19 protein-coding genes are annotated in these 20,700 nt (G+C 51.3%); 10 read left to right on the forward strand and 9 right to left on the reverse strand.

Annotated elements, in window-relative coordinates:
- Positions 1-22: 22 nt before the first annotated feature.
- Together L1N85_RS09260 and L1N85_RS09265 are read right to left on the reverse strand one after the other, a co-directional pair.
- Positions 23-451: a MarR family winged helix-turn-helix transcriptional regulator gene (locus tag L1N85_RS09260; protein ID WP_235237272.1), complete on the reverse strand. Its 429-nt coding sequence runs from the start codon at positions 449-451 to the stop codon at positions 23-25.
- A 95-nt stretch (positions 452-546) separates the two neighbouring features.
- Positions 547-1,404 (reverse strand): helix-turn-helix transcriptional regulator, encoded by an 858-nt coding sequence (locus L1N85_RS09265; protein WP_235237273.1) that lies wholly within the window; start codon positions 1,402-1,404, stop codon positions 547-549.
- A gap of 172 nt (positions 1,405-1,576) precedes the next feature.
- Here L1N85_RS09265 and L1N85_RS09270 point away from each other — a divergent pair, with 172 nt between their 5' ends.
- The 6 genes from L1N85_RS09270 (at position 1,577) to L1N85_RS09295 (ending at position 6,615) form a co-directional block, all read left to right on the forward strand.
- Complete coding sequence (locus L1N85_RS09270; RefSeq protein WP_235237274.1) at positions 1,577-2,713, forward strand: Gfo/Idh/MocA family protein; 1,137 nt, start codon at positions 1,577-1,579, stop codon at positions 2,711-2,713.
- Positions 2,710-3,783, forward strand: a complete 1,074-nt coding sequence (locus L1N85_RS09275) for a Gfo/Idh/MocA family protein (protein WP_235237275.1) — start codon at positions 2,710-2,712, stop codon at positions 3,781-3,783. The genes L1N85_RS09270 and L1N85_RS09275 overlap by 4 nt, the downstream gene beginning before the upstream one ends.
- Before the next feature lie 273 nt (positions 3,784-4,056).
- Positions 4,057-5,271, forward strand: coding sequence for a GTP-binding protein (locus L1N85_RS09280; protein ID WP_328285191.1), 1,215 nt, complete (start codon positions 4,057-4,059; stop codon positions 5,269-5,271).
- 57 nt (positions 5,272-5,328) lie between these two features.
- Positions 5,329-5,478, forward strand: a complete 150-nt coding sequence (gene rpmG, locus L1N85_RS09285; RefSeq protein ID WP_235237276.1) for a 50S ribosomal protein L33 — start codon at positions 5,329-5,331, stop codon at positions 5,476-5,478.
- A gap of 117 nt (positions 5,479-5,595) precedes the next feature.
- Positions 5,596-6,324, forward strand: a complete 729-nt coding sequence (locus L1N85_RS09290) for an SDR family NAD(P)-dependent oxidoreductase (protein ID WP_235237277.1) — start codon at positions 5,596-5,598, stop codon at positions 6,322-6,324.
- Between the two features lie 114 nt (positions 6,325-6,438).
- Complete coding sequence (locus tag L1N85_RS09295; protein WP_235237278.1) at positions 6,439-6,615, forward strand: hypothetical protein; 177 nt, start codon at positions 6,439-6,441, stop codon at positions 6,613-6,615.
- 28 nt (positions 6,616-6,643) lie between these two features.
- On the opposite strand, the gene L1N85_RS09300 is transcribed toward L1N85_RS09295, so the two are convergent.
- The 4 genes from L1N85_RS09300 to L1N85_RS09315 all read right to left on the reverse strand — a co-directional run bounded on the left by L1N85_RS09300 (position 6,644) and on the right by L1N85_RS09315 (position 10,747).
- Complete coding sequence (locus L1N85_RS09300; RefSeq protein ID WP_235237279.1) at positions 6,644-7,723, reverse strand: Gfo/Idh/MocA family protein; 1,080 nt, start codon at positions 7,721-7,723, stop codon at positions 6,644-6,646.
- 32 nt (positions 7,724-7,755) lie between these two features.
- Positions 7,756-8,703 carry an AraC family transcriptional regulator gene (locus tag L1N85_RS09305; RefSeq protein ID WP_235237280.1) on the reverse strand — a complete coding sequence of 316 codons (948 nt, stop codon included), beginning with the start codon at positions 8,701-8,703 and terminating at the stop codon, positions 7,756-7,758.
- Positions 8,704-8,742: 39 nt separating this feature from the next.
- The gene (locus L1N85_RS09310; protein WP_235237281.1) at positions 8,743-9,747 is read right to left on the reverse strand and encodes a Gfo/Idh/MocA family protein; all 1,005 of its coding nucleotides are present in this window, start codon (positions 9,745-9,747) and stop codon (positions 8,743-8,745) included.
- Between the two features lie 148 nt (positions 9,748-9,895).
- Positions 9,896-10,747, reverse strand: coding sequence for an AraC family transcriptional regulator (locus tag L1N85_RS09315; RefSeq protein ID WP_235237282.1), 852 nt, complete (start codon positions 10,745-10,747; stop codon positions 9,896-9,898).
- A gap of 130 nt (positions 10,748-10,877) precedes the next feature.
- On the opposite strand from L1N85_RS09315, the gene L1N85_RS09320 reads away from it, so the two are divergent.
- Both L1N85_RS09320 and uxaC read left to right on the forward strand, forming a co-directional pair.
- Entirely contained in the window at positions 10,878-12,170 is a 1,293-nt protein-coding gene (locus L1N85_RS09320) for a Gfo/Idh/MocA family protein (RefSeq protein WP_235237283.1), read from the forward strand.
- A gap of 20 nt (positions 12,171-12,190) precedes the next feature.
- Positions 12,191-13,597, forward strand: a complete 1,407-nt coding sequence (gene uxaC / locus L1N85_RS09325; protein WP_235237284.1) for a glucuronate isomerase — start codon at positions 12,191-12,193, stop codon at positions 13,595-13,597.
- On the opposite strand, the gene L1N85_RS09330 is transcribed toward uxaC, so the two are convergent.
- The 3 genes from L1N85_RS09330 to L1N85_RS09340 all read right to left on the reverse strand — a co-directional run bounded on the left by L1N85_RS09330 (position 13,594) and on the right by L1N85_RS09340 (position 16,866).
- The gene (locus tag L1N85_RS09330; RefSeq protein ID WP_235237285.1) at positions 13,594-13,851 is read right to left on the reverse strand and encodes a hypothetical protein; all 258 of its coding nucleotides are present in this window, start codon (positions 13,849-13,851) and stop codon (positions 13,594-13,596) included. The two genes, uxaC and L1N85_RS09330, sit on opposite strands and share 4 nt — an antisense overlap.
- Positions 13,852-14,587: 736 nt before the next feature.
- A complete protein-coding gene (locus L1N85_RS09335; RefSeq protein ID WP_235237286.1) occupies positions 14,588-15,799 on the reverse strand; it encodes an aspartate aminotransferase family protein in 1,212 nt (403 codons plus the stop codon).
- A gap of 155 nt (positions 15,800-15,954) precedes the next feature.
- Positions 15,955-16,866, reverse strand: coding sequence for a helix-turn-helix transcriptional regulator (locus tag L1N85_RS09340; RefSeq protein WP_235237287.1), 912 nt, complete (start codon positions 16,864-16,866; stop codon positions 15,955-15,957).
- A gap of 159 nt (positions 16,867-17,025) precedes the next feature.
- Here L1N85_RS09340 and L1N85_RS09345 point away from each other — a divergent pair, with 159 nt between their 5' ends.
- Together L1N85_RS09345 and L1N85_RS09350 are read left to right on the forward strand one after the other, a co-directional pair.
- Positions 17,026-19,143 (forward strand): glycoside hydrolase family 52 protein, encoded by a 2,118-nt coding sequence (locus L1N85_RS09345; RefSeq protein ID WP_235237288.1) that lies wholly within the window; start codon positions 17,026-17,028, stop codon positions 19,141-19,143.
- Positions 19,144-19,623: 480 nt separating this feature from the next.
- Positions 19,624-20,685: an S-layer homology domain-containing protein gene (locus tag L1N85_RS09350; protein ID WP_235237289.1), complete on the forward strand. Its 1,062-nt coding sequence runs from the start codon at positions 19,624-19,626 to the stop codon at positions 20,683-20,685.
- Positions 20,686-20,700: the final 15 nt, after the last annotated feature.

A 20,700-nucleotide genomic window follows, 5' to 3' on the forward strand; every position in this document is an offset into this window, starting at 1 on the left:
ATGCCGATGCTCAGAATTGATTTTATTGATATTGTTTCGCATTTCGGTTGATTTTCCCCATAAATTTTTTGAAAGCGCTAATCTCATCCTCCGAAATGCCCGTTAAAATATGCTCGACAAACGCGGCTTCGACTGGTGCCAGCGAACGTGCAGACAGCCTTCCTTGATCGCTGATATAAAGCAGCTGCGACCTGCGGTCATGCGGATTCGCTGCACGCCGGACGAGAGCTTTGCGCTCCAGCTGATCGACAAGGCGCGTGATGTTGGCCGGGTCCTTCTCGGCCCGCTGGGACAAATCCCTATGGGTAATCCCATCCTTTTCTTCCAGACAGATGAGCACTGACCATTGCTCGGGTGTTACGTCATGATCCTGAAAAAGCTGCTGGAGCCGCTGATTCAGCGTTCGGCCTGTATTGCTGATCAAATAGCCTACAGAGTCTTTTAATTCCATAGCCGCACCTGCTTTATGAGTTTAGTTGATATGACAATAATACGCTTAACAACTAAATGGGTCAACTGCTCCAATCTATTACTTCTGATTGGAGCTTACAACGGGCCTGAGGAGTGGAGTTGATGCTGCTTGCGGTATTGCTCGGGGGTTAGTTCGGTTTGCAGCTTGAAGGAGCGGCTGAAATGCGAGGGATGCTTGAAGCCAACCTCGTAGCCGATTTCCGTAATCGGCTGGTTGCTATTAATGAGCTCGATTTTCGCTTGATAAATTCTGCGCTGCATCAGAAATTGAAAGATCGTCGCGCCGGTGACTTCCTTGAACGTCTTCGCCAAATAGTATTTGCTAAGATGCAGCTCAGCCTGTATGCCTTCCAGCGATATATCCTCCTGATAGTGGCGATCCAAATAAGAGATCACCGCCTGTACGTGATGCTCCTTGGAGGATGGGAAGGAGGACTTTGACTTAAGCGGCTGTTCGCACAGATAATTGACCAGGATTAGAAAATCGAGCAGCAGCGCCTGAAAGCGGTGCTGCGCAAACTTTTCTTTCCGTGCGTACAACTGCTCCAGCTTCTCGAACGCCGCTTCCACCTCGATTTTGTCGGTGCCCCGGAGCTGTAATCTCACATTTTGCAGCTTCTCGAAAGGGATCAGCAAATCATCGGCGAAGGGAGGCTGTATAAGTTGTTTAAAGTAAAAGGGATCGAAATGTAGCGTAGTGCGGTGATAAGCCACGCTTGGATCGACATGCGCCCGGTGCAGCGTCATTCCATGCATGAGCAGCAGGTCGCCCGGCTCGAGCACATGGATACGGTCGTTAATGAGGTAATTCACCCTGCCTCCGCGAAAATAATAGATTTCATAATGGAAGTGAGTATGGTACGGGACATGGGCATTAAAGCTTGAGCTTGTACTAAGGGTATACGGCGACTTTATGATATGCTGTGTGCTCATTAGTTTGTCCCCCCTTATAATTACCCTCATTATACAACAACTACAGTCAAATAAAAGCACAAACAGGATAATGGGAATGAAGTTTTGCAACCTCTTGGGTGGTACCATATAAGCATGAAAGCATTTACTTAGCGGTTAACAACAATCAATCCAATAAAGGGGCGGTTTACGAATGCAGGTTGTCCGTTTGGGCATTATCGGTTTGGGTAATATGGGCAAAGGACATATCGGATATTTGTTGAAGGGCGAAGTCAGCGGCGTCTTTATAGCGGCAGTCAGCGACAGCGTGCCCGAGAGTCTGAAGTGGGCGAAAGAGCGGTTAGGTGACAATGTCGGCTTGTTTACGAGTCCTTATGAAATGATGGAATCAGGCTTAATCGACGCCGTGCTAATCGCTACTCCGCATTATTCGCATCCTGAGCTTGCAATCGCTTCCTTCGAACGGGGCCTTCACGTATTATGCGAAAAGCCTGCAGGCGTTTATACGAAGCAGGTTCGCCAGATGAACGAAGCAGGAGCGAAGGCAAACGTTAAATTCAGCATGATGTACAATCAGCGGACGAACCCGCTCTACGTGAAGCTCAAGGAGTTAATCGATTCTGGTGAGCTTGGCGAGGTAAGGAGGACGAATTGGATCATTACGAATTGGTACCGTTCTCAAAGCTACTATGATTCGGGAACCTGGCGAGCAACCTGGGCGGGAGAAGGCGGCGGCGTTCTGCTCAATCAGGACCCCCATCAGCTTGACCTGTGGCAATGGACGATCAGCATGATGCCGAAGCGGGTTCGCGCTTTCTGTTATTTCGGTAAGCATCGCAACATTGAGGTCGAGGACGATGTGACGGCATTCGTCGAATACGAGAATGGCGCGACGGGCGTATTCGTTACGACAACGGGCGAAGCACCGGGAACGAACCGGCTGGAAATTAGCGGCGATCGCGGCAAAATCGTCATCGAAAACGATACGCTTACGTTCTGGAGGCTGCGGGTGCCTGAGCCGGAGTTCAACAAGCAGTTCACCGGAGGGTTTGGCGCACCGGAATGTTGGAAAATTGAAATTCCGGTCAAAGGCACCTATCAGGATCATAAGGGCATTACGCAAAACTTCATAAATGCGATTTTGTACGGTGAGCCGTTAATCGCTCCGGGCGAGGAAGGCATCAAAGGCCTTATGCTCTCCAATGCGATGCTGCTGTCCACTTGGACGGACGGGTGGGTAGACCTCCCGATTGATGAGGATCTGTTCTATGAGCATTTGCAGGAAAGAATCACAAACTCGGCTTACCGAAAGGAGGCACAGCTTCGATGAGCAAAGCAGACGGCATGAAGTATGCGCCAAAGGGCAAACCGAACAAGGTCGTAGAGACGGGGAGCTTCGTGATCGCGGCGCTCAGCCTTGATCATGGACATATTTACGGCATGTGCAACGGACTTGTGGAAGCGGGGGCGACTTTAAAATGGGTCTATGACCCGGATCCGGCTAAGGTAGAGGCGTTCGTGCGTCAATATCCGCAGGTGAAGGCTGCCGAATCGGAGGCACAGGTGCTCGGGGATGCCGAGGTTCAGCTTGTGGCTGCGGCTGCGGTAACCTCATTGCGCGGACCGCTCGGCGTACGCGTCATGCGCAGCGGCAAGCATTATTTTACGGACAAGGCACCGTTTACTACGCTGGAGCAACTGGAGGACGCGCGCACCGCCTATGAGGAAACCGGGAAAAGGTATGCCGTTTATTATAGCGAGCGCCTGCATGTGGAAAGCGCGGTTTTTGCCGGACAGCTTATCGAGCAGGGCGCGATCGGCCGCGTTGTGCAGGTCATGGGCCTTGGTCCGCATCGCCTGAACGCGCCGGCCAGACCGGCATGGTTTTTCGAGAAGGAGAAGTACGGCGGCATTCTTTGCGATATCGGCTCGCATCAGGTGGAGCAGTTCTTGTATTTCACGGGCAATAGCAATGCGAGCGTCGTGAACAGCAAGGTAGCCAATTATGCGAACAAGGATTACCCTGAGCTGGAGGACTTCGGCGATATGACGCTTGTAGGGGAGAACGGGGCTACCGGCTACTTTCGGGTGGATTGGCTGACGCCGTCCGGTCTCGGCACTTGGGGTGACGGCCGAACCCTTATCCTTGGCACGGAAGGCTATATCGAGCTGCGCAAATATATCGATATTGCCAGAGATAAGGCAGGCGATCAGCTTTACTTAGTGAATGCGGATGGCGAACAGCATATGCAGATGGGCGGCAAGGTCGGTTTCCCTTATTTCGGCCAGCTTATCCTTGATTGCCTGAACGGCACGGAGAACGCGATGACGCAGGAGCATACGTTCAAAGCGGCAGAGCTTTCTCTTCTGGCTCAGAAGCATGCGACGAGAGTGGAATAGGCTAAAGTTTTTGGCATTTAGAAGAAGAGGCTGTCCCGAAAGGCATCAAAGATGTCAAGGGGGCAGCCCCTTTGTTTGCCGCTTCAGGCGATTCGACTGGGGAGTATTGAGATTAATTAGTAATAATTACGATCTTGACGTAGTGAAGGGTCATTGTTATACTCAATAATGCGTAATAATTACTATTAACTGACGGTGTCGGTTTATTTTTCAGTGTATAGTCGTAACTATTACGTTTATGGAAAAGGTGAATAGAAGAAAGAGGTGTCACGGGTGACGGTGAAAAAAATTCCGGTTACGGTGCTGAGCGGCTATTTGGGCGCTGGCAAGACTACGATTATGAATCACGTATTGAACAATCGCGATGGTCTTAAGGTCGCTGTCATTGTGAATGACTTAAGCGAATTGAATATCGATGCAAGCTTGATCCGGGATGGCGGCGGGTTGTCGCGTACCGATGAGAAGCTGGTGGAAATGTCGAACGGCTGCATCTGCTGCACGCTGCGGGAGGACCTGCTGAAGGAAGTGGAGAAGCTGGCGAAGGAGAATCGGTTCGATTATATTCTGATCGAATCGACAGGTGTTGGAGAGCCGGTTCCGGTCGCACAGACGTTTACGTATATCGACGAAGAGCAAGGCATTGATTTGACGCAGTTTTGCAGGCTGGACTGCATGGTTACGGTGGTGGACGCTTATCGCTTCTGGCATGATTACTCGTCTGGCGAGACGCTGCTCGAGCGCAGCCAAGCGGTTGGCGAGGATGACACTCGCGAGGTGGTCGATCTGCTGATCGATCAAATCGAGTTTTGCGACGTGCTTATTTTGAACAAATGCGATCTCGTGGCTGATGAAGAGCTGGCGGAGCTGGAGGGCGTGCTTCGTACGCTGCAGCCGCGCGCCAAGTTCATGCGCACCTCGAATGGACTGATCGATCCGAAGGAGATTTTGAACACGTCGCTGTTCGATTTCGATGAGGCAAGCAGGTCCGCGGGCTGGATTAAGGAAATGGAAGCACCAGCGCATACGCCGGAGACGGAGGAATATGGCATTTCCTCCTTCGTCTACGAGCGAGCGAAGCCGTTTCATCCGCAGCGGCTCATGGCATGGATGGAGGAGTGGCCGGAGGAGATCGTTCGCGCCAAAGGAATGGTGTGGCTGGCGACGCGCAATGATTTCGCCCAAAGCTTAAGCCAAGCAGGCCCATCCATTCAATTCGGGCCCGCAGGGCAATGGGCTGCCGCGCTGCCGGAAGCGGAGCGGGAGGCCGTGCTTCAGGAAGAGCCGGAGCTTGCGTGCTCCTGGGATGAGAAATATGGTGATCGCGTGAACAAAGTCGTGTTTATCGGCATAGAGATGAATCGGACGAAGCTGATCGACTCGCTGGACAGCTGCCTCCTTACCGACGGAGAGTTGAACATGGAATGGAACGAGTTTCCCGATAAGTTTCCGAATGCTTCTGACGAGCAGTTGGAGGCAACGATTCATTAATTAACGTTTCTCAGCGAGTTTTTCAAATGGAGAAAATGGATTTTGGAGGTGAACGATGTGAGAGTAATTGTAACACTAGCTTGTACGGAGACGGGTGACCGCAACTATACGACAAGCAAAAATAAAAGAACGACGCCCGAGCGCCTTGAGGTGAAGAAATACAGTCCCCGCCTCAAAAGAGTTACCGTCCACAGAGAAACGAGATAACAGCAGAAATAGAGCGACTGGGCGATCACGTTCAGTCGTTTTTTTCTTACATAGACTTGGTAGAAGAGGTGACGGGGCTGCTGATGGTAGGGGTTAACCTGGTCGTCGATTTGAGCTATGGCCTGCTCGATCCGCGCATTCGTAACCGGAGAGGGGAATGGTCATGAGGACGGCGCTTTCAAGCTCGCTTCGTTCAAGGGGCGGATCGGATTTATGGGGCAGCTTGCGGGAAAACCCGCTTGTAGTACTCGGCTCATCTATGCTAACCATTATCGTCATGCTGGCCTTCATTGGACCGCTCCGATTCTGCCGCTCGATGTCACGGATGAGAATTCCGTACGCTACGCTTACGAACAAGCGGCAAGCCGATTCGGAGCGCTCGATTCCGTTATTAATAGTGCGGCGATTTTGCTTGGACGGGATCAGAAGCTCGAGCAGCTGGATTTTGAGCAAGTGGAGCAAACGTTTCAAACGAACCTGTTTGGCCCGATGAGCGTGCTTAAGCATTTCTTGCCGCTTCTGCTTGTGGGCGAGAAGCAGAGCATTATCAATATTAGCTCTGAAGCGGGCAGTTTTGCCGGAGCATACGGCGGGGATTATTCTTATGCGCTTTCGAAATCGGCGCTGAACATGTTCTCGGCGCAACTCCGCCGGGAGCTTGCGCCGCAAGGCATTCTGGTGCACGCGCTGCATCCGGGCTGGATTCGAACGGATATGGGCGGCGAGAAGGCGCCAGGCGATGCTGCCGCCGCTGCCGTTGGCATACTTAACATTGTGGAACGAGTGACAGAGGCGACTGCGGAAACGCTCTTTATTGACCATAATGGTAATCCGATGCATTTGTAGCATTTTTCGCACGAAGCTTGGCATAACCGTTTCACTTTCCAAAAGATCAGCGTTCGCCGCTGTCTCAGTCGTAGCTGTTGCCTCAATCTTCGTTGCATTCTTGAAGAGCGGTGGTTGAGGCTAGCTTTGCTGTTCCAGACGGTCCACGCGCCTGCGGAGACGATCGACTTCATTGGAAAATCGCTCTACTTGGCGTTCCAAACGGGTTACTCTTCGGTCCAGATTATCCGCTGGGGGCGGGCCGGAGCTAATGCCTATTTATGCGTAAAGGCCGATCAAGCTCATGCTTGATCGGCCTTTACTGCGTGCTGCAGACTGATTATAGGTAAACGGCTTTGCCGGTTTTCGACGATTCATAGATGGCTTCAAGAATTTGCGAAACGACGTAAGCCTGCTCCGGCGTAACGACTGGATCAGTGTCCTCGTCGATCGCCTTCAGCCACATTCTCATTTCGAGGTCGGCATCGCTCTCCGTTTTGCCATCGTAGAATGCGACCCCGCCGGCTTTCAAGTCGACTTCGGTCTTGAACAAGCGGCTGTGCTTCTCTCCGTTGATACGGAGACCGTTCTTCATATCTGCTCCGCCCTCGGTTCCGGACAAGGTACATTTGGCCTCGTCGACTTCAAGCGTGTTGAGCGCCCAGCTGGATTCAAGCACGATCGTAGCGCCATTTTCCATAACGATCATTCCGAAAGCGGAATCCTCTACCGTGAACTTGGCAGGATCCCATGGACCCCATGCGTTTGCGGCGTTTTCGCGCTGCGAAAGCTTATGGTACGAGGTGCCGAGAACGACCTTCGGTTTGTAGTTGTCGAGCATCCAAAGAGTCAAATCGAGCGCGTGCGTACCGATATCGATAAGCGGTCCGCCGCCTTGCTTCTCTTCGTCAAGGAAAACGCCCCATGTCGGAACGGCGCGGCGGCGAATGGCGTGCGCCTTCGCGTAATAAATATCGCCGAGCTCGCCTGCCTCGCAAAGTTTTTTCAAATGCTGGCTGTCCGGGCGGAAACGGTTGTTGTAGCCAACGGTCAGCTTCTTGCCGGAACGGCGCGCGGCTTCGACCATGCGCTGCGCGTCATGAGCGGTCTTCGCCATCGGCTTCTCGCTCATGACATGCTTGCCTGCCTCTAGAGCTGCGATCGAAATATCCGCATGCGAGTCGTTTGGCGTGCAGACGTGAACGATTTCTATGGTGGAGTCGCTCAGCAGCTCCTTATAGTCGGTATACACTTCCGCGCCTTCAGCGCCATAAAGGGCCGCTGCATCAATAGCGCGCTGCTCGACGATATCGCAGAAAGCTACGATTTCAACGTTGCTTAGTTTTTTTAAGCTGGGCAAATGCTTTCCGTTCGCAATTCCGCCGCAGCCAATAATAGCTAGCTTATATATTTTCGACATGTTCAAATCCTCCCAGGTTTTCATGGATAGTGTTATTGTGGTTTTCTTTCGCGCGAGCTCTTCCTATAAACGGAAGGGGTTACGCCGAACTTCTTCCGAAATACGGCGTGCAGGTAATTGCCGCCGGCAAACCCGGCAAGCTTGGCAATTTGCTCGATGGATTGCTCAGTGTCATGCAGCTCGCGGCAAACGACGGCAAGCCGAATGTCTTCCAATATGCGGCTGAAGGTATGCCCGTTGTGGAGCTCCTTGAACAACCGCTGAATATGGCGAGTGCTCAGATTAAGCTTGTCTGCAACGTCCTCAAGCGTGATGGAGCCGTCAAAATTGGCATGAATGTATTCCATCGCAAGCCGGTAACGGTAAGCCTTCATATCCCGCGTCGGAAACTGCTTCTGCTCATTCGCGGTATCGTAAGCCCGAACGGCCCGCAGCAAAATTTGAATGACCGTTTGTTTAATGGTTGTATAGCTGCCGACAATATTATCGCTGCAGGCCTGGTAGGCTTCAAGAAACCGCGGCATCGCTTGATGCAGATCCGACGCTGGAAATAGCGGCAGCGTTCTTAGCTTCTCCATGCAATCGTGCGCCTCGGCCGCTTCCCAATCATCATAGGAATGAGAAGCATCGCCGCCGTCTTGCCCGGTTCGGTCGATAATATCGACATGAAGGCAAAGCTCATCCATCGCTTCTACGGGGTCAGCCTCTTGATAATGCATCACATCAGGGCCGGTTAAATAGAACATGCCGGCTCTGAGCGGATACTCCTGATCGACTAGTATGACCTTTCCTTTACCCTGCGGAATGAAATGAAATTCATATTCCGCATGCTTATGAAATCCGACGGTCCGGCCGGGAGGAAATTGCGTTAAATGGAAGCGGAGGACGTGAATGTCGTATTGTCCCCACCTGATCCGAAGCTCCAGACGCTCCAGCGCATCCTGGCGTTCCCTCATCACCTCATAAGGAAAGTTAACCATGCCGATACCTCCTGGGAGTATTTTCCAACCAGCAGCTTCTTATTCGCTCAACTCGTCTATTCTTACGGAGCGATGCTCCCCGGCGGAACGGTTCGATGCTTCCATCAGCTTCGTTAAATCTACGGCTAAGCTAATATTTTCGTCTGCTGTCGTGTCGTTCAAGATATGCTGCACCCATTGGTGGAAAGCGCTTTCTCTGGCGGCGGGAATCGGCTGCTCGGTCCACTGCTCCGATAACTTGCCGTCTGCGGCAGATGTGCGAAGCAGCAGCTTGGCGTCCGGCGTTCCGTAAAGCAGCGTGCCTTCCGTACCGTGTACCTCCAGCGTAAACGGCGAATGATTATTAACGAAGCCCGCCTCTACGATTCCGACGGCACCGGAAGGAACGGATAATACCGAAACAGCGTTATCCTCGACCTGCTTGCCGGTTACATAACCGAAATGGGCCGATACCTCGCTAGGCATCTCGTTCAAGAACAGTCTGGTCAAATACATAGGATGACAGCCCAAATCGATTAAAGCGCCGCCGCCGCATTCCTCCAAGCTGTAAAAATGCTCAGGAAGCCAGCCTGCCGTAGCGCCGTTATGCGACAAACGAGCACGTACGAGCGTCACTTTGCCAAGCAAGCCTTGCGATAAAATCTCGCGGATGGCAAGGGTATAGCCATCATTTAAGCGCGGCAGCGATACGGTTAGCTTGACCTTGTTTTTGGCTACCTCATCCAGTATAACATGAACTTCCTTCAGTGTTGCGGCAACGACCTTCTCTGTGAAAATATGCTTGCCGGCTCTTGCGGCAGCAACCATCACCTCTTGATGCATCGCGGTAGGCGCGTCAACGATAACGGCATCGATATCATCCCGGTTCAGCATTTCGTCCAGATTGGAATAGAAAGGGACATCCAGCTTCCCCGCTGCGGCTTGCCCGCGTTCAGCGATTTCATCCCATACCGCGACGATTTCCGTACCCGGGTGCTCCTGAGCTTGTTTCGTATAATCCCATGCGTGCACATGCCAATAGCTAATTTTTCCAATGCGAATCATAGGTCCGTCTCTCCTCACACGTTCAAAATGGTTTACCTGATATCGTGTATAGATTTATGACAATGATTATAATCTATCATATTTACATGCTTATTTTTAGTGTAATTTAATGACTATCAATATAAGATATTACGACATGTAAACGCGATTATCTATAGTTTTTACGATAATCGCGGGGGGATACACGAATGGTTTTTTTGAACGTCTTGCCAAAATGGGAGAAGTTATCGAAGCCGACGGCCGCGGCAATATCCGTTATGCTCATCTCCGATTCGCGAAGGAGGCGCTGCGCTTCCTTAATACGCGTTAAAATGATGTAATCGGATAAGGTGAAGCCGGTCGTTTCCTTAAACATGCGGCTCAAATAATAGGGGCTGATAAAAAAATGCCCGGCTAACGCGTCAAGCCGAAGCGGCTCCGCAAAGTGAGCGTTGATATAGCGGATCACCTCCGATATTTTCACATGCATGGGCGTTGAATTATGGAGAGGAGCGGGTTTATTCTGCTGCAGGTATCTGGCTGATATCAGCAGCAGCTCGGTAATCGCGTGGTTAGGATAGAGCTCATAACCGGATGGCATCTGACTGATTTCCGCGAGCGTTCGCCTCATGACCTGCTCGGCAGCAAGCTGCTCCTGACGCGGCAATCGAATGATATGGCTTTGCTGCTGGAACGACGATAGCAGAAAATCTTTATGCTTTGCGGAAAGAGAGCCTATATAGGCATCGTGGAAATGAATGATGACGCGCTCGTGAGCCGCCTCGCCCGCTTGCATCGTTTTGTGTAGCTCATGCTTGTTAATAAATACGAGATCCCCTTGCTCGACGGAATAGGAACGGTCGCGTATGAAATAGATCCGGCTGCCGGACAGCATGTAATAGATTTCGTTATAGTCATGATAATGATCTTCTTCCATCGTATAAGGCTCCGAACGCTTCATATATTCGATGTAAAGCTCGGAGGTGGAGCCGTAGCTGAAGGTTTCCTTTTGAAAGACCATTTAGATCTGCTCCTTTCATTTAAAACGCAAAATAAGCGGTGTTTTTCGAAAAACAAGCAGGATATGACGAGAATTATATCACTCCTATGCGTTAATATGAAGGTAAGAAAACCGGAGGGGGAATTATTGTATGTCTAAGAAACGTTATGTTTTGGTCGGCAGCGGCGGCAGGGCCGAATTTTTTTACGGCGCTCTTGCAACCGATTTCAGGGAAACGTCGGAGCTGCTTGCATTCTGCGATATCAATCAGACCCGAATGAACTATGCGAACAGCATATTAGTTAACAAATATAAGCATGAATTAGTAAAAACCTACAAATCGAATGAATTCGATCGCATGATCGAGACGGAGAAACCGGATGCGGTGATCGTGACGAGCATGGACCGTACCCATCATACGTATATCATTCGCGCGCTTGAGCTAGGCTGCGACGTGGTGACAGAGAAGCCGATGACGGTAGACGAGAAGAAATGCCAAGAAATATTGGACGCGGTCGAGCGGACCGGGCGCAACGTTCGCGTGACGTTTAACTACCGCTACGCGCCGCATCATACAAAGGCGAGAGAGCTAATCGCGAATGGAACGATCGGCAAGGTCACATCCGTACACTTCGAATGGCTGTTGAATACGCAGCACGGAGCCGACTACTTCCGCAGATGGCATCGGAATAAACAAAACAGCGGCGGCTTGCTCGTACACAAATCAACGCATCACTTCGATCTCGTGAACTTCTGGATCGGCTCGCAGCCGGAGTCGGTGTTTGCCTTCGGAGATCTCTTGTTCTACGGCAGGGAAAACGCCGAGCAGCGCGGCGAAACGCAATTTTATGAGCGCGCGACGGGAAATCCGATTGCCGAGAACGACCCTTTTGCGCTACACTTGGATAAAAATGAGCATTTGAAGGCGATGTATTTGGATGCGGAGCATGAAGACGGCTATCGCCGCGATCAAAGCGTATTCGGTGACGGCATCAATATCGAAGATACGATGGGCGTGCTCGTCCGTTACAAAAACAATGCCATCCTGACGTATTCGTTAAACGCATATTTGCCTTGGGAAGGCTATCGCATCGCGTTCAACGGTACAAAGGGGCGCATCGAAATGAATATCGTCGAGCAGTCCTACGTCAATTCCGGCGGAGAAAAATCGCAGGAGGGTGCGCTCAAGGAGAAGACGATTAAGGTGTTTCCGATGTTCGCGGCGCCGTATGAGGCCGAGGTCGAGGAAGGTAAAGGCGGCCATGGCGGCGGCGATCCGGTATTGCTGAACGATTTGTTCGGTACGCCTGTGAAGGATGAGTGGAATCGAGCGGCTAATCATGTTGACGGAGCACGCTCCATTCTGACCGGTATCGCGGCGAATCGTTCGATTCAAACGGGGCAGGCGGTTCAGATCGAAGATTTAGTGAGCTTCCACAAATAGCGTATTGGGGGAAAGCCGGAATGAAACCTTTTATGGACGATCATTTTTTGTTAACGAACGAAACGGCCAGACGGTTATACCATGATTTTGCCAAGGACATGCCCATCATCGATTATCACTGCCATCTAAGTACGCAGCAAATATACGAGAATACGAGCTTTGCGAATCTTACGGAAGCGTGGCTCTACGGCGATCATTACAAATGGCGGGCGATGCGCGCAAACGGCGCGGAGGAACGTTATGTAACGGGCGGCGGGGGTGTCACCGATTATGAGCGTTTCGAGGCATGGGCGGGAACGGTACCGCAAACGATCGGCAATCCGCTTTACCAGTGGTCGCATATGGAGCTTCGCCGCTATTTCGATGTTAATGAGCTTATTAATAAAAAGAACGCGCCGGCGATCTGGGAGAAAGTTAACGCGAAGCTGGCAAGCGGAAGCTATAAAGCGCGCGATCTGATCAAAATGTCAAACGTAGAGGTCATTTGCACGACGGATGACCCTGTTGATTCGCTGGAATACCATATCGCGATTAAAGAATTAGAAGATTTCAATGTGCAGGTGCTGCCGTCGTTCCGTCCGGACAAGGCGCTCGAAATTAACCGGCCGACATTTCTGGAATGGGTCGGCAAGCTTGAAGCGGCTGCTTCAGCTAAATTGGACAGCTATGAAGCAATGCTTGACGCGCTGGAGGCGAGAGTGAAGTTTTTCGACGAGGTCGGCTGCAAGGTGTCCGATCATGCGCTCGATTACGTTGCATATGCCGAGGTGACAAAGGAAGAGGCCGCGACAATTTTTGCCAAGGCATTGAATGGAGAAGCGGTAACCTTAGAGGAAGAAAAGCAATACAAAACGTATACGCTGCTTTTCTTGGGACGCTTGTACGCCGAGCGCGGCTGGGCGATGCAGTTCCATATTAACGCCGCACGCAACAACAGCTCCCGCATGTTCGGCAAGCTTGGACCGGATACGGGCTTCGATTCCATAAACGACAGTGCCGTAGCTTATCCGCTCGTGAAGCTGCTCGACGCGCTTGATACGGATGATGCGCTGCCGAAGACGATCGTGTACTCGCTTAACGCGAAGGACAATGATGTGCTCGGCTCGATTATCGGAAGCTTTCAGGGCGGAGGCGTTCCGGGAAAAATTCAGCTGGGATCAGCATGGTGGTTCAACGATACGAAGAATGGCATGCTGGACCAAATGAATGCACTCGCTAACCTTGGCTTGCTTAGCCGCTTCGTAGGTATGCTGACCGATTCGCGCAGCTTCCTCTCCTACACGAGACATGAGTATTTCAGGCGGCTGCTCTGCAATTTGCTCGGCGAATGGGTCGAAAACGGCGAGGCGCCGCAGGATATGGAATTGCTGGGCGATATGGTGCAAAATATATCTTATCGCAACGCGAAAACCTATTTCGGCTTCTAAAGATCAGGAACGTTCTGCAATTCCCCCGGCTTGGAGGGAGCTGCGGAACGTTTTTTTGTTTCCATTCTGTAGGCGGCCATCATATATTTAAGCATTTGCGGTCCGGCTATATTAGCGGCTATGCCGAACAGCTCCGAATGAGCCGTTTTTCGGCATAGCAAATAAAACGCCGTTCCGCCGATTAATTCGAAGGTGATAAACTCTTTCCATTTCCAAGCAGTATGATAGCCCTCCCGCTGCTCGGCGCATTCCAATCCTAACTAGTAGAATGTTCCGGAAACAGTGTTCTTACGGAACGAGCAGCTAGCCCGCGTTTTGCTCCGTAGGCTAACGGTTTAACGGACGTCAGAGGCGTTATCATCCCAAAATGAGGTATTTGAAAAATCTAACGGACATGAGAAGTCTTATGGGACCGATTTTTGCCATATTCCCTTTGATTTATTGGAAATAACGTTCCTCACGTCCGTTAGATTTCGATAACAGTGGTTTTCTTTGAATTAGTGTCTCTCATGTCCGTTACACGTTGATAATCCGGCAGGCGACAGGCCGTTCATTGAGCTGTTTTCGTTTAACATGAGGTTATTTACGGTCCGTTACAATTTGGTCGTATACTTGCGTTATTTCAGAATCGATCTACTAGAATATGCGGAGCGGCTTATCCATCATTCGCAATTTACGGTCATGACAGCACGATTTATTAAATATTCGACATAATATTAGATTTTTAATAATTCCTATTAATTGTAAGATGAATCCTAGCATTTAAGAAGCTTAACCAGGAGGATTTAATAATGAGAATAACCGATGAACAGATTGCCCAATTTAAAAGAAACGGATTTCTAATTGATGCTGCGGAACGCATTATTGGCCGATTGATGTTGTGCGTTTATATGAAAACCAAGATTTGAATACGATCGCGTTCTAAGGCGATTGAAATGAAAGGTCTCACTACGAGCTTGGGTCGCGGCTTGTAGAGCGACCTTCTTTTTCTTATTGCGTATTCAGTTGCTCGAATGCACGACGAAGGATGTGCAGCATGTCATCAATATCTCTTGTTGTCACGATTAGAGGAGGCACCAACCGTATCATTGCCGGATGAGGCGAGTTAATCAGTAAGCCTTCTCGCAAGCAAATAGCTGCAAGCTCTGTCCCTGTACCTTCTGGAACGTCGAAAGCAAGCAGCAGTCCTTTGCCGCGGATGTTCGAAATAGGGAAGCCGAGAGAGAGCTTTCGCAATCCATTGATCAAATACTGGCCTTGTACTTCAGCATGACCTGCCAAATTCCGCTCCAGCAGCTCCTGAAGCACCGCATAGCCTGCCGCCATCGCAAGCGGCGCGCCGCAGTAGGTGCCGCCTTGCTCTCCCGGCTCGAACAAATCGTATTTGGCGGTCGTGAGCATGGCCGACAAAGGGAAACCTCCGCCGATGCCTTTGCCGAGCGTCAGAACGTCCGGATTTATGCCGTAATGTTCGTATGCGAACAGCTTGCCCGTGCGCCCCATGCCCGTCTGAATTTCATCGAAAATAAGCAGCATCCCGTACATATCGCAAATTTTCCGCAAGCCGTACAAATAAGCTTCATCCACAGCATTCACGCCGCCCTCGCCCTGTACAAGCTCGAGCATGATCGCACACGTATTGTTCGTAACGGCGGCAAAGCAGGCATCGAGATCGTTGATCGGCACATGCTTGAACCCGTCTACCTTCGGCGCGAACAGCTCCTTCCACTGCGGCTTGCCGGTTGCCGACATCGTGGCGAGCGTGCGGCCGTGAAAGCCGTTTGCGAGCGTAATGATTTCGTATGCCCCGTTCATGTAGACCGCTCCATGCTTTCTTGCCAGCTTAATCGCGCTTTCGTTCGCCTCGGCGCCGCTGCTTGCGAAAAAAGCCTTATCCATTCCGCTCACTCCGGTAAGCAGAGATGCAAACTCAATCATCGGTTTATTATAGTAACCGGAGCTGGCATGGACGAGCGTTGAAGCTTGTCGCGAGAGCGCCTCCTGCAGAACGGCTGGGGAATGCCCCAAGCTGGTTACGGCCCAGCCGCCGACAAAATCTAAATAACGTTTACCCTCTGTATCCCACAAAAACATGCCCTCGCCGCGCTCCATCACGATGTCAGGCCGTCGTGCCGTGAACAACACCGACTTCTCCGCAACTGCGAGCAAATCATTCGTTATCGAATTTTCCGTTTGAATCATGACGAGCCTCCCGTTTACTCAATGTATTGTATAAATATACAACAATTAGAATAATAATTCAACCCTGCATTGATCTTGTAAAGGAACGAAGCAGGAATATGAAAGAGGCTGTCCGCAGGCATCAATCGATGCCGGAAGAACAGCCTTTCTTGTTGTCATCGCGAATGAGTCAGCCTGCGGAACGCCGCAGGAGAAAGGTTCATCCACCGCTTGAATTGCTTGCTGAAATGCGAGACGTCGCGGTAGCCGAGCCGATAAGCAATGTCCTCGACGGTCAGCTCCGTATCGATCAGCAGCAGCTTAGCCTGCCGAAGGATGAGGCCTGTCAAGTATTGGCGGGGTGGCATGCCGTAGACACGCTGAAACACCCGTTTGCAATAAGCCGGGCTGTAGCCGAGCTTAGCGGCCATTTTTTCAATATTGATTTTCTCTTCGTTCGAACGGTTGAGGGCTGCCCCGGCGCGCAACTCCCTTTCCATTGCCGCGGCAAGCGCGACTTTGTTCTCGGAAGCATTCGTTTCCTGCAGGATGTCAGCTTCACCGTCCATCGCCCAATTCGTCAAAGCGGACAGCAGCCGGAACGTATCGCTCAGGAAGGTCAGTTTGTCCCGGAGCATGCCGGTTTCGGCATAAGCGAGGGAAATGAGCATGTTGTCGAGCGCGGCTCTAATGGCGGTGGCAGCGAGCCCGTCAGATGCGGATAGCAGCGTCGTCTGCATCCCCATCAGGCTCCTGCGGAGCGTAAGGTCGTCGATATCGAAATGCAGGCAGAAATAGGTCATCGGCTCCATGGCGGGGGAGCCGCCGCTGGCATGCGCAACGCCGGGCGGAAGGAAAAGGATGTCACCTTCCTGCTGTAAGTAAGCCGAATTTTCCGCGTGCATCGTCTGCTGGCCCTCCAGCACCATATTGAGCTCGAACATCGTATGCTGATGCTCGGGATAGCTCCATTGCCCGTTCACGGCGCGCTTATGCGCGGCCACGATCTGAAACGCAAACTGGAGATCGGGCGTCATCAGCTCCTGTATGCTGTTTTCGCGTCCGAAGGGGAGATGGTTTTTCATCATCGTTTCCTCGCTTAATAGGATGTGTCCAGTATAGCATATCCGCGCAGCGTTCCCCGGGAACGATTTGTACAAATTTAGGTCCGATTTGGACCTGTATCGACCGGCGCCGTGCACGTATGATGGCAGTAGAACAAATCCTATGAAGGAGCTGAACCTATCATGGCACGAAACGAATTTTTTAACGCGCACCATTCCCCGATCGGGGCTTTCTCCAGCTTTACTTTAGGTTTTCCCGGAGCTTCCGGCGGTTTTGACATTGAAATGGCCAAGCCGCCGAAGCAAAATATATATATCGGCCTGGAACGCGGCGATGCATCCGGCTTCGACACCTTTCCGTTCCACGACGTGCGGGAAGAGGACGAGAGCAGGCGCTACGATATCGAGAATCCAGATCCGAAACCGGATAAGCCGAAGCTGCTGTACCCGCTGCCGCAGCATGCGGTTCAGCGCGATTTCCGCTTAACGACGGACACCTGGCAGTCGGGTGATCTGACGTTCCGCATCTACTCGCAGGTCCGTCCGGTTCCGGATCCGATGGCGGCGTCCGAGGATGAGCTGAAGGATGCGCTCATTCCGGCGGTGTTCGCCGAGCTTACGGTGGACAATACCCGTTCGGACAAAAAGCGCCGCGCGTTTTTCGGTTTCCAGGGAACGGATCCGTACAGCTCGATGCGCCGTATGGACGATACTTGCCGTAAGCCCGGCATCGGTCAGGGGCGGCAGCTCGCGATCGTATCGGACAATCCGGCGGTCGTATCGGCTCAGCATTTTACGATGGAGGATATATTGAGCGCGGAGCTGAAGGAGAACTGGACCTTCGGACTCGGCACGGTCTGCTCGCTTGTCATGGATACGGAGCCTGGCAAGCTCCGGACGTACCGGTTCGCTATTTGCTTCTATAGGGGCGGCTACGTGACGGCGGGCATTGACGCTTCCTATTACTATGCCCGGTTTTTCCCTAATGTGGAAGCGGTGGCCGATCATGCGTTGACCCACTTCGACAGGCTTACGGCAGAAGCGGAGCAAGCCGGCAAAATGACCGAGCGGGAGAGCTTGTCGGACGACCAGAAATTTATGCTGGACCATTCGATACGCAGCTATTACGGCTCCACGCAGCTGCTCGATTACGAAGGCGAGCCGTTCTGGATCGTGAACGAAGGCGAGTACCGGATGATGAACACGTTCGACCTGACGGTCGACCAGCTGTTCTACGAGCTGAAGATGAATCCTTGGACGGTGAAAAACGAGCTGGACATGTTCGTGAAGCGCTACAGCTACGAGGATACGGTGCGGGGGCCGGGCGATTCCGCGGAGTACCCGGGCGGCATCAGCTTCACCCATGACATGGGCGTGGCGAACGTCGTGTCCCGTCCCGGCTACTCGGCATACGAGCTGTACGGCATTGATGGCTGCTTCTCGCATATGACGCACGAGCAGCTGGTGAACTGGGTGCTTTGCGCGGCGACGTATGTCGAGAAGACGGGAGATCAGGCCTGGCTTGCGGCGAACCTGGAAATATTCGAAAGATGCCTCGCCAGCATGCTGAACCGTGACGCTTCCGAGCCGGAAGAACGCAACGGCCTTATGGGACTCGACAGCTCGCGGACGATGGGCGGAGCGGAAATTACGACGTATGACAGTCTGGACGTATCGCTCGGCCAAGCTCGCAACAACATTTATTTGGCCGGCAAAATTTGGGCGGCATACGTTGCGATGGAGCGTATTTTCACAGAGAACGGCAAGGCCGCCTTGGCAGAGACGGCGGGCAGCCAGGCAGACAAGTGCGCGGCGACGATCGTCAGCCACGTTGCGGATGAGGGCTATATCCCGGCGGTTATCGGTGAAAACAACGACTCCAAAATCATACCTGCCATCGAGGGGCTCATTTTTCCATATGTGACGGGTAACGACGCGTCGCTTGACCGTGACGGCCGGTTCGGTGAATATATGAAGGCGCTGTATAATCATCTCCAGTATGTGCTGAAGCCGGGCATCTGCCTGTTCGACGACGGCGGCTGGAAGCTGTCCTCCACGAGCAACAACAGCTGGCTGAGCAAAATTTACTTATGCCAATTCGTGGCGCGGGAGCTGCTCGGGCTGAAGTGGGAGGAGAGCGGCCGGGCGGCGGATGCGGCTCACGTGAAGTGGCTGACGCATCCCGAGCTGTCGATTTGGAGCTGGAGCGATCAGATTATTTCCGGCGAGATCACGGGCAGCAAGTATTACCCGCGCGGCGTTACCTCGATTTTGTGGCTGGAGGAAACGGCGCAGCGATAAAAGGCGAGTAGGCTTCAAGCTAATGTTTTTCAGCATTATGCTCTATCTATCCAAGGCGTCGATAGCGACATTTGTGCTGTTTTATATGGTCGGGTACCACCCTGATGGAACAAGTGATCACTTACATCCCGGGAGCGAAGATGGCAGCTATTGTTGTCTCAGCGTCGTGCGCAAACAATACGATATGGTTCGTGCCAAGGTGGCCGATCCGTGCTGCTGCGTAGCATACCGAGAAATACATTAACTTGGAGAATACGCACCGCAATCCCCTTTCGGATGACGAACTTGCCAAGAAGCTGGCGGAAAAGTTCGGCGTTTAAAGTAAAACTAAAGAAGCAAATCGGTCAAGTTTAGCGGGATCTTTTCCAATTAGATTCGTCCGACAATGTGCAAATTACCCTTAATTTTCCTCTGGAACAGGCCATTATATTTTGATATTCTCGTAGAAGAATATTTTTAAACCAAGAGAGGATCATCAAAATGAAAAATGTTTATTTTCGAAGCTTTACCTTCTTACTTTTAGCAATACTTCTGGTTTATCCTCTTCATTCCGTACAAGTGAAAGCGGCCGTACTCACTCCATTGGATATGTACTTTCCGACAGACATAGACGAACACTGGGCTTATTATGAACTGGACAATTTCGTAAACGCAGATTTGTTGCGGGGTTATGTGGATCTGGAAGGAAACGTAACGGTAAAGCCAAACCATTCCATAAGCCGTGCGGAGTTTGTTTCGATTTTGGTTCGTGCATTGGGGTTGACAAGCGAAGCGCCTGGAAAAACGTTTACTGACGTTGAAATGGGAAAATGGTACTCCGAGCCGATTCGCGTTGCCAGCTCCCTCGGTATCGTTGGCGGAATTAGTGAAACAAAGTTCGGGCCAAATCAGCTTATTAAACGTGGAGAGATCGCCGCTATGGTTGTGAGAGCCTTTTCTTCATCTGTTCAATTTGAAGGCGAAATGAAGCCATTCTCGGATGTGCCCGAATATTATGCTAAACCATCCATTTTAAAGGCAAGCCAAGCTGGTATTGTACGAGGAGCCAGTGAAACGGAATTCAAGCCTTTCGCCAATGCGAAACGAGCTGAAGCCGTTGTCATGCTGCAGCGTGCGTTAGACTTGCAAAATAGTGCATTACCTGATGACAGTTTACTCACAACTGCCGTTTTAGATTCAGAAGAGAAGGAAAACCAAGTAATCAAAGATAAAACATACGATCAATTTGATGATGTATATGCGCAATTTTATACGGGTTATTATTTTGCGCTTAGCCATTCAGCTTCAGAAGAACTAATTGCACTTGTAACTCAAGGATATGAAATTGAAATAGAGAAAATCAGTGCACAAACGCTTACGGTCTTGGAGAAGACAGATCGATTCGCCGTGATTGAGTCGTCTGGCGGAAGCTTCAAAACAACAATCACTAAAGATAACGAACAAACAGAAGAAAAAGTGGCAACCGACGGCATTTACTATTTGAAGAAAATGCCCGACGAAAGCTGGAAAATCTATATGTACTATGAAGATGAGCAGCAATAAACCAGTTCATTCTTT

The organism is Paenibacillus alkaliterrae (assembly GCF_021532375.1).
Taxonomy (GTDB): Bacteria; Bacillota; Bacilli; order Paenibacillales; family Paenibacillaceae; genus Pristimantibacillus; species Pristimantibacillus alkaliterrae.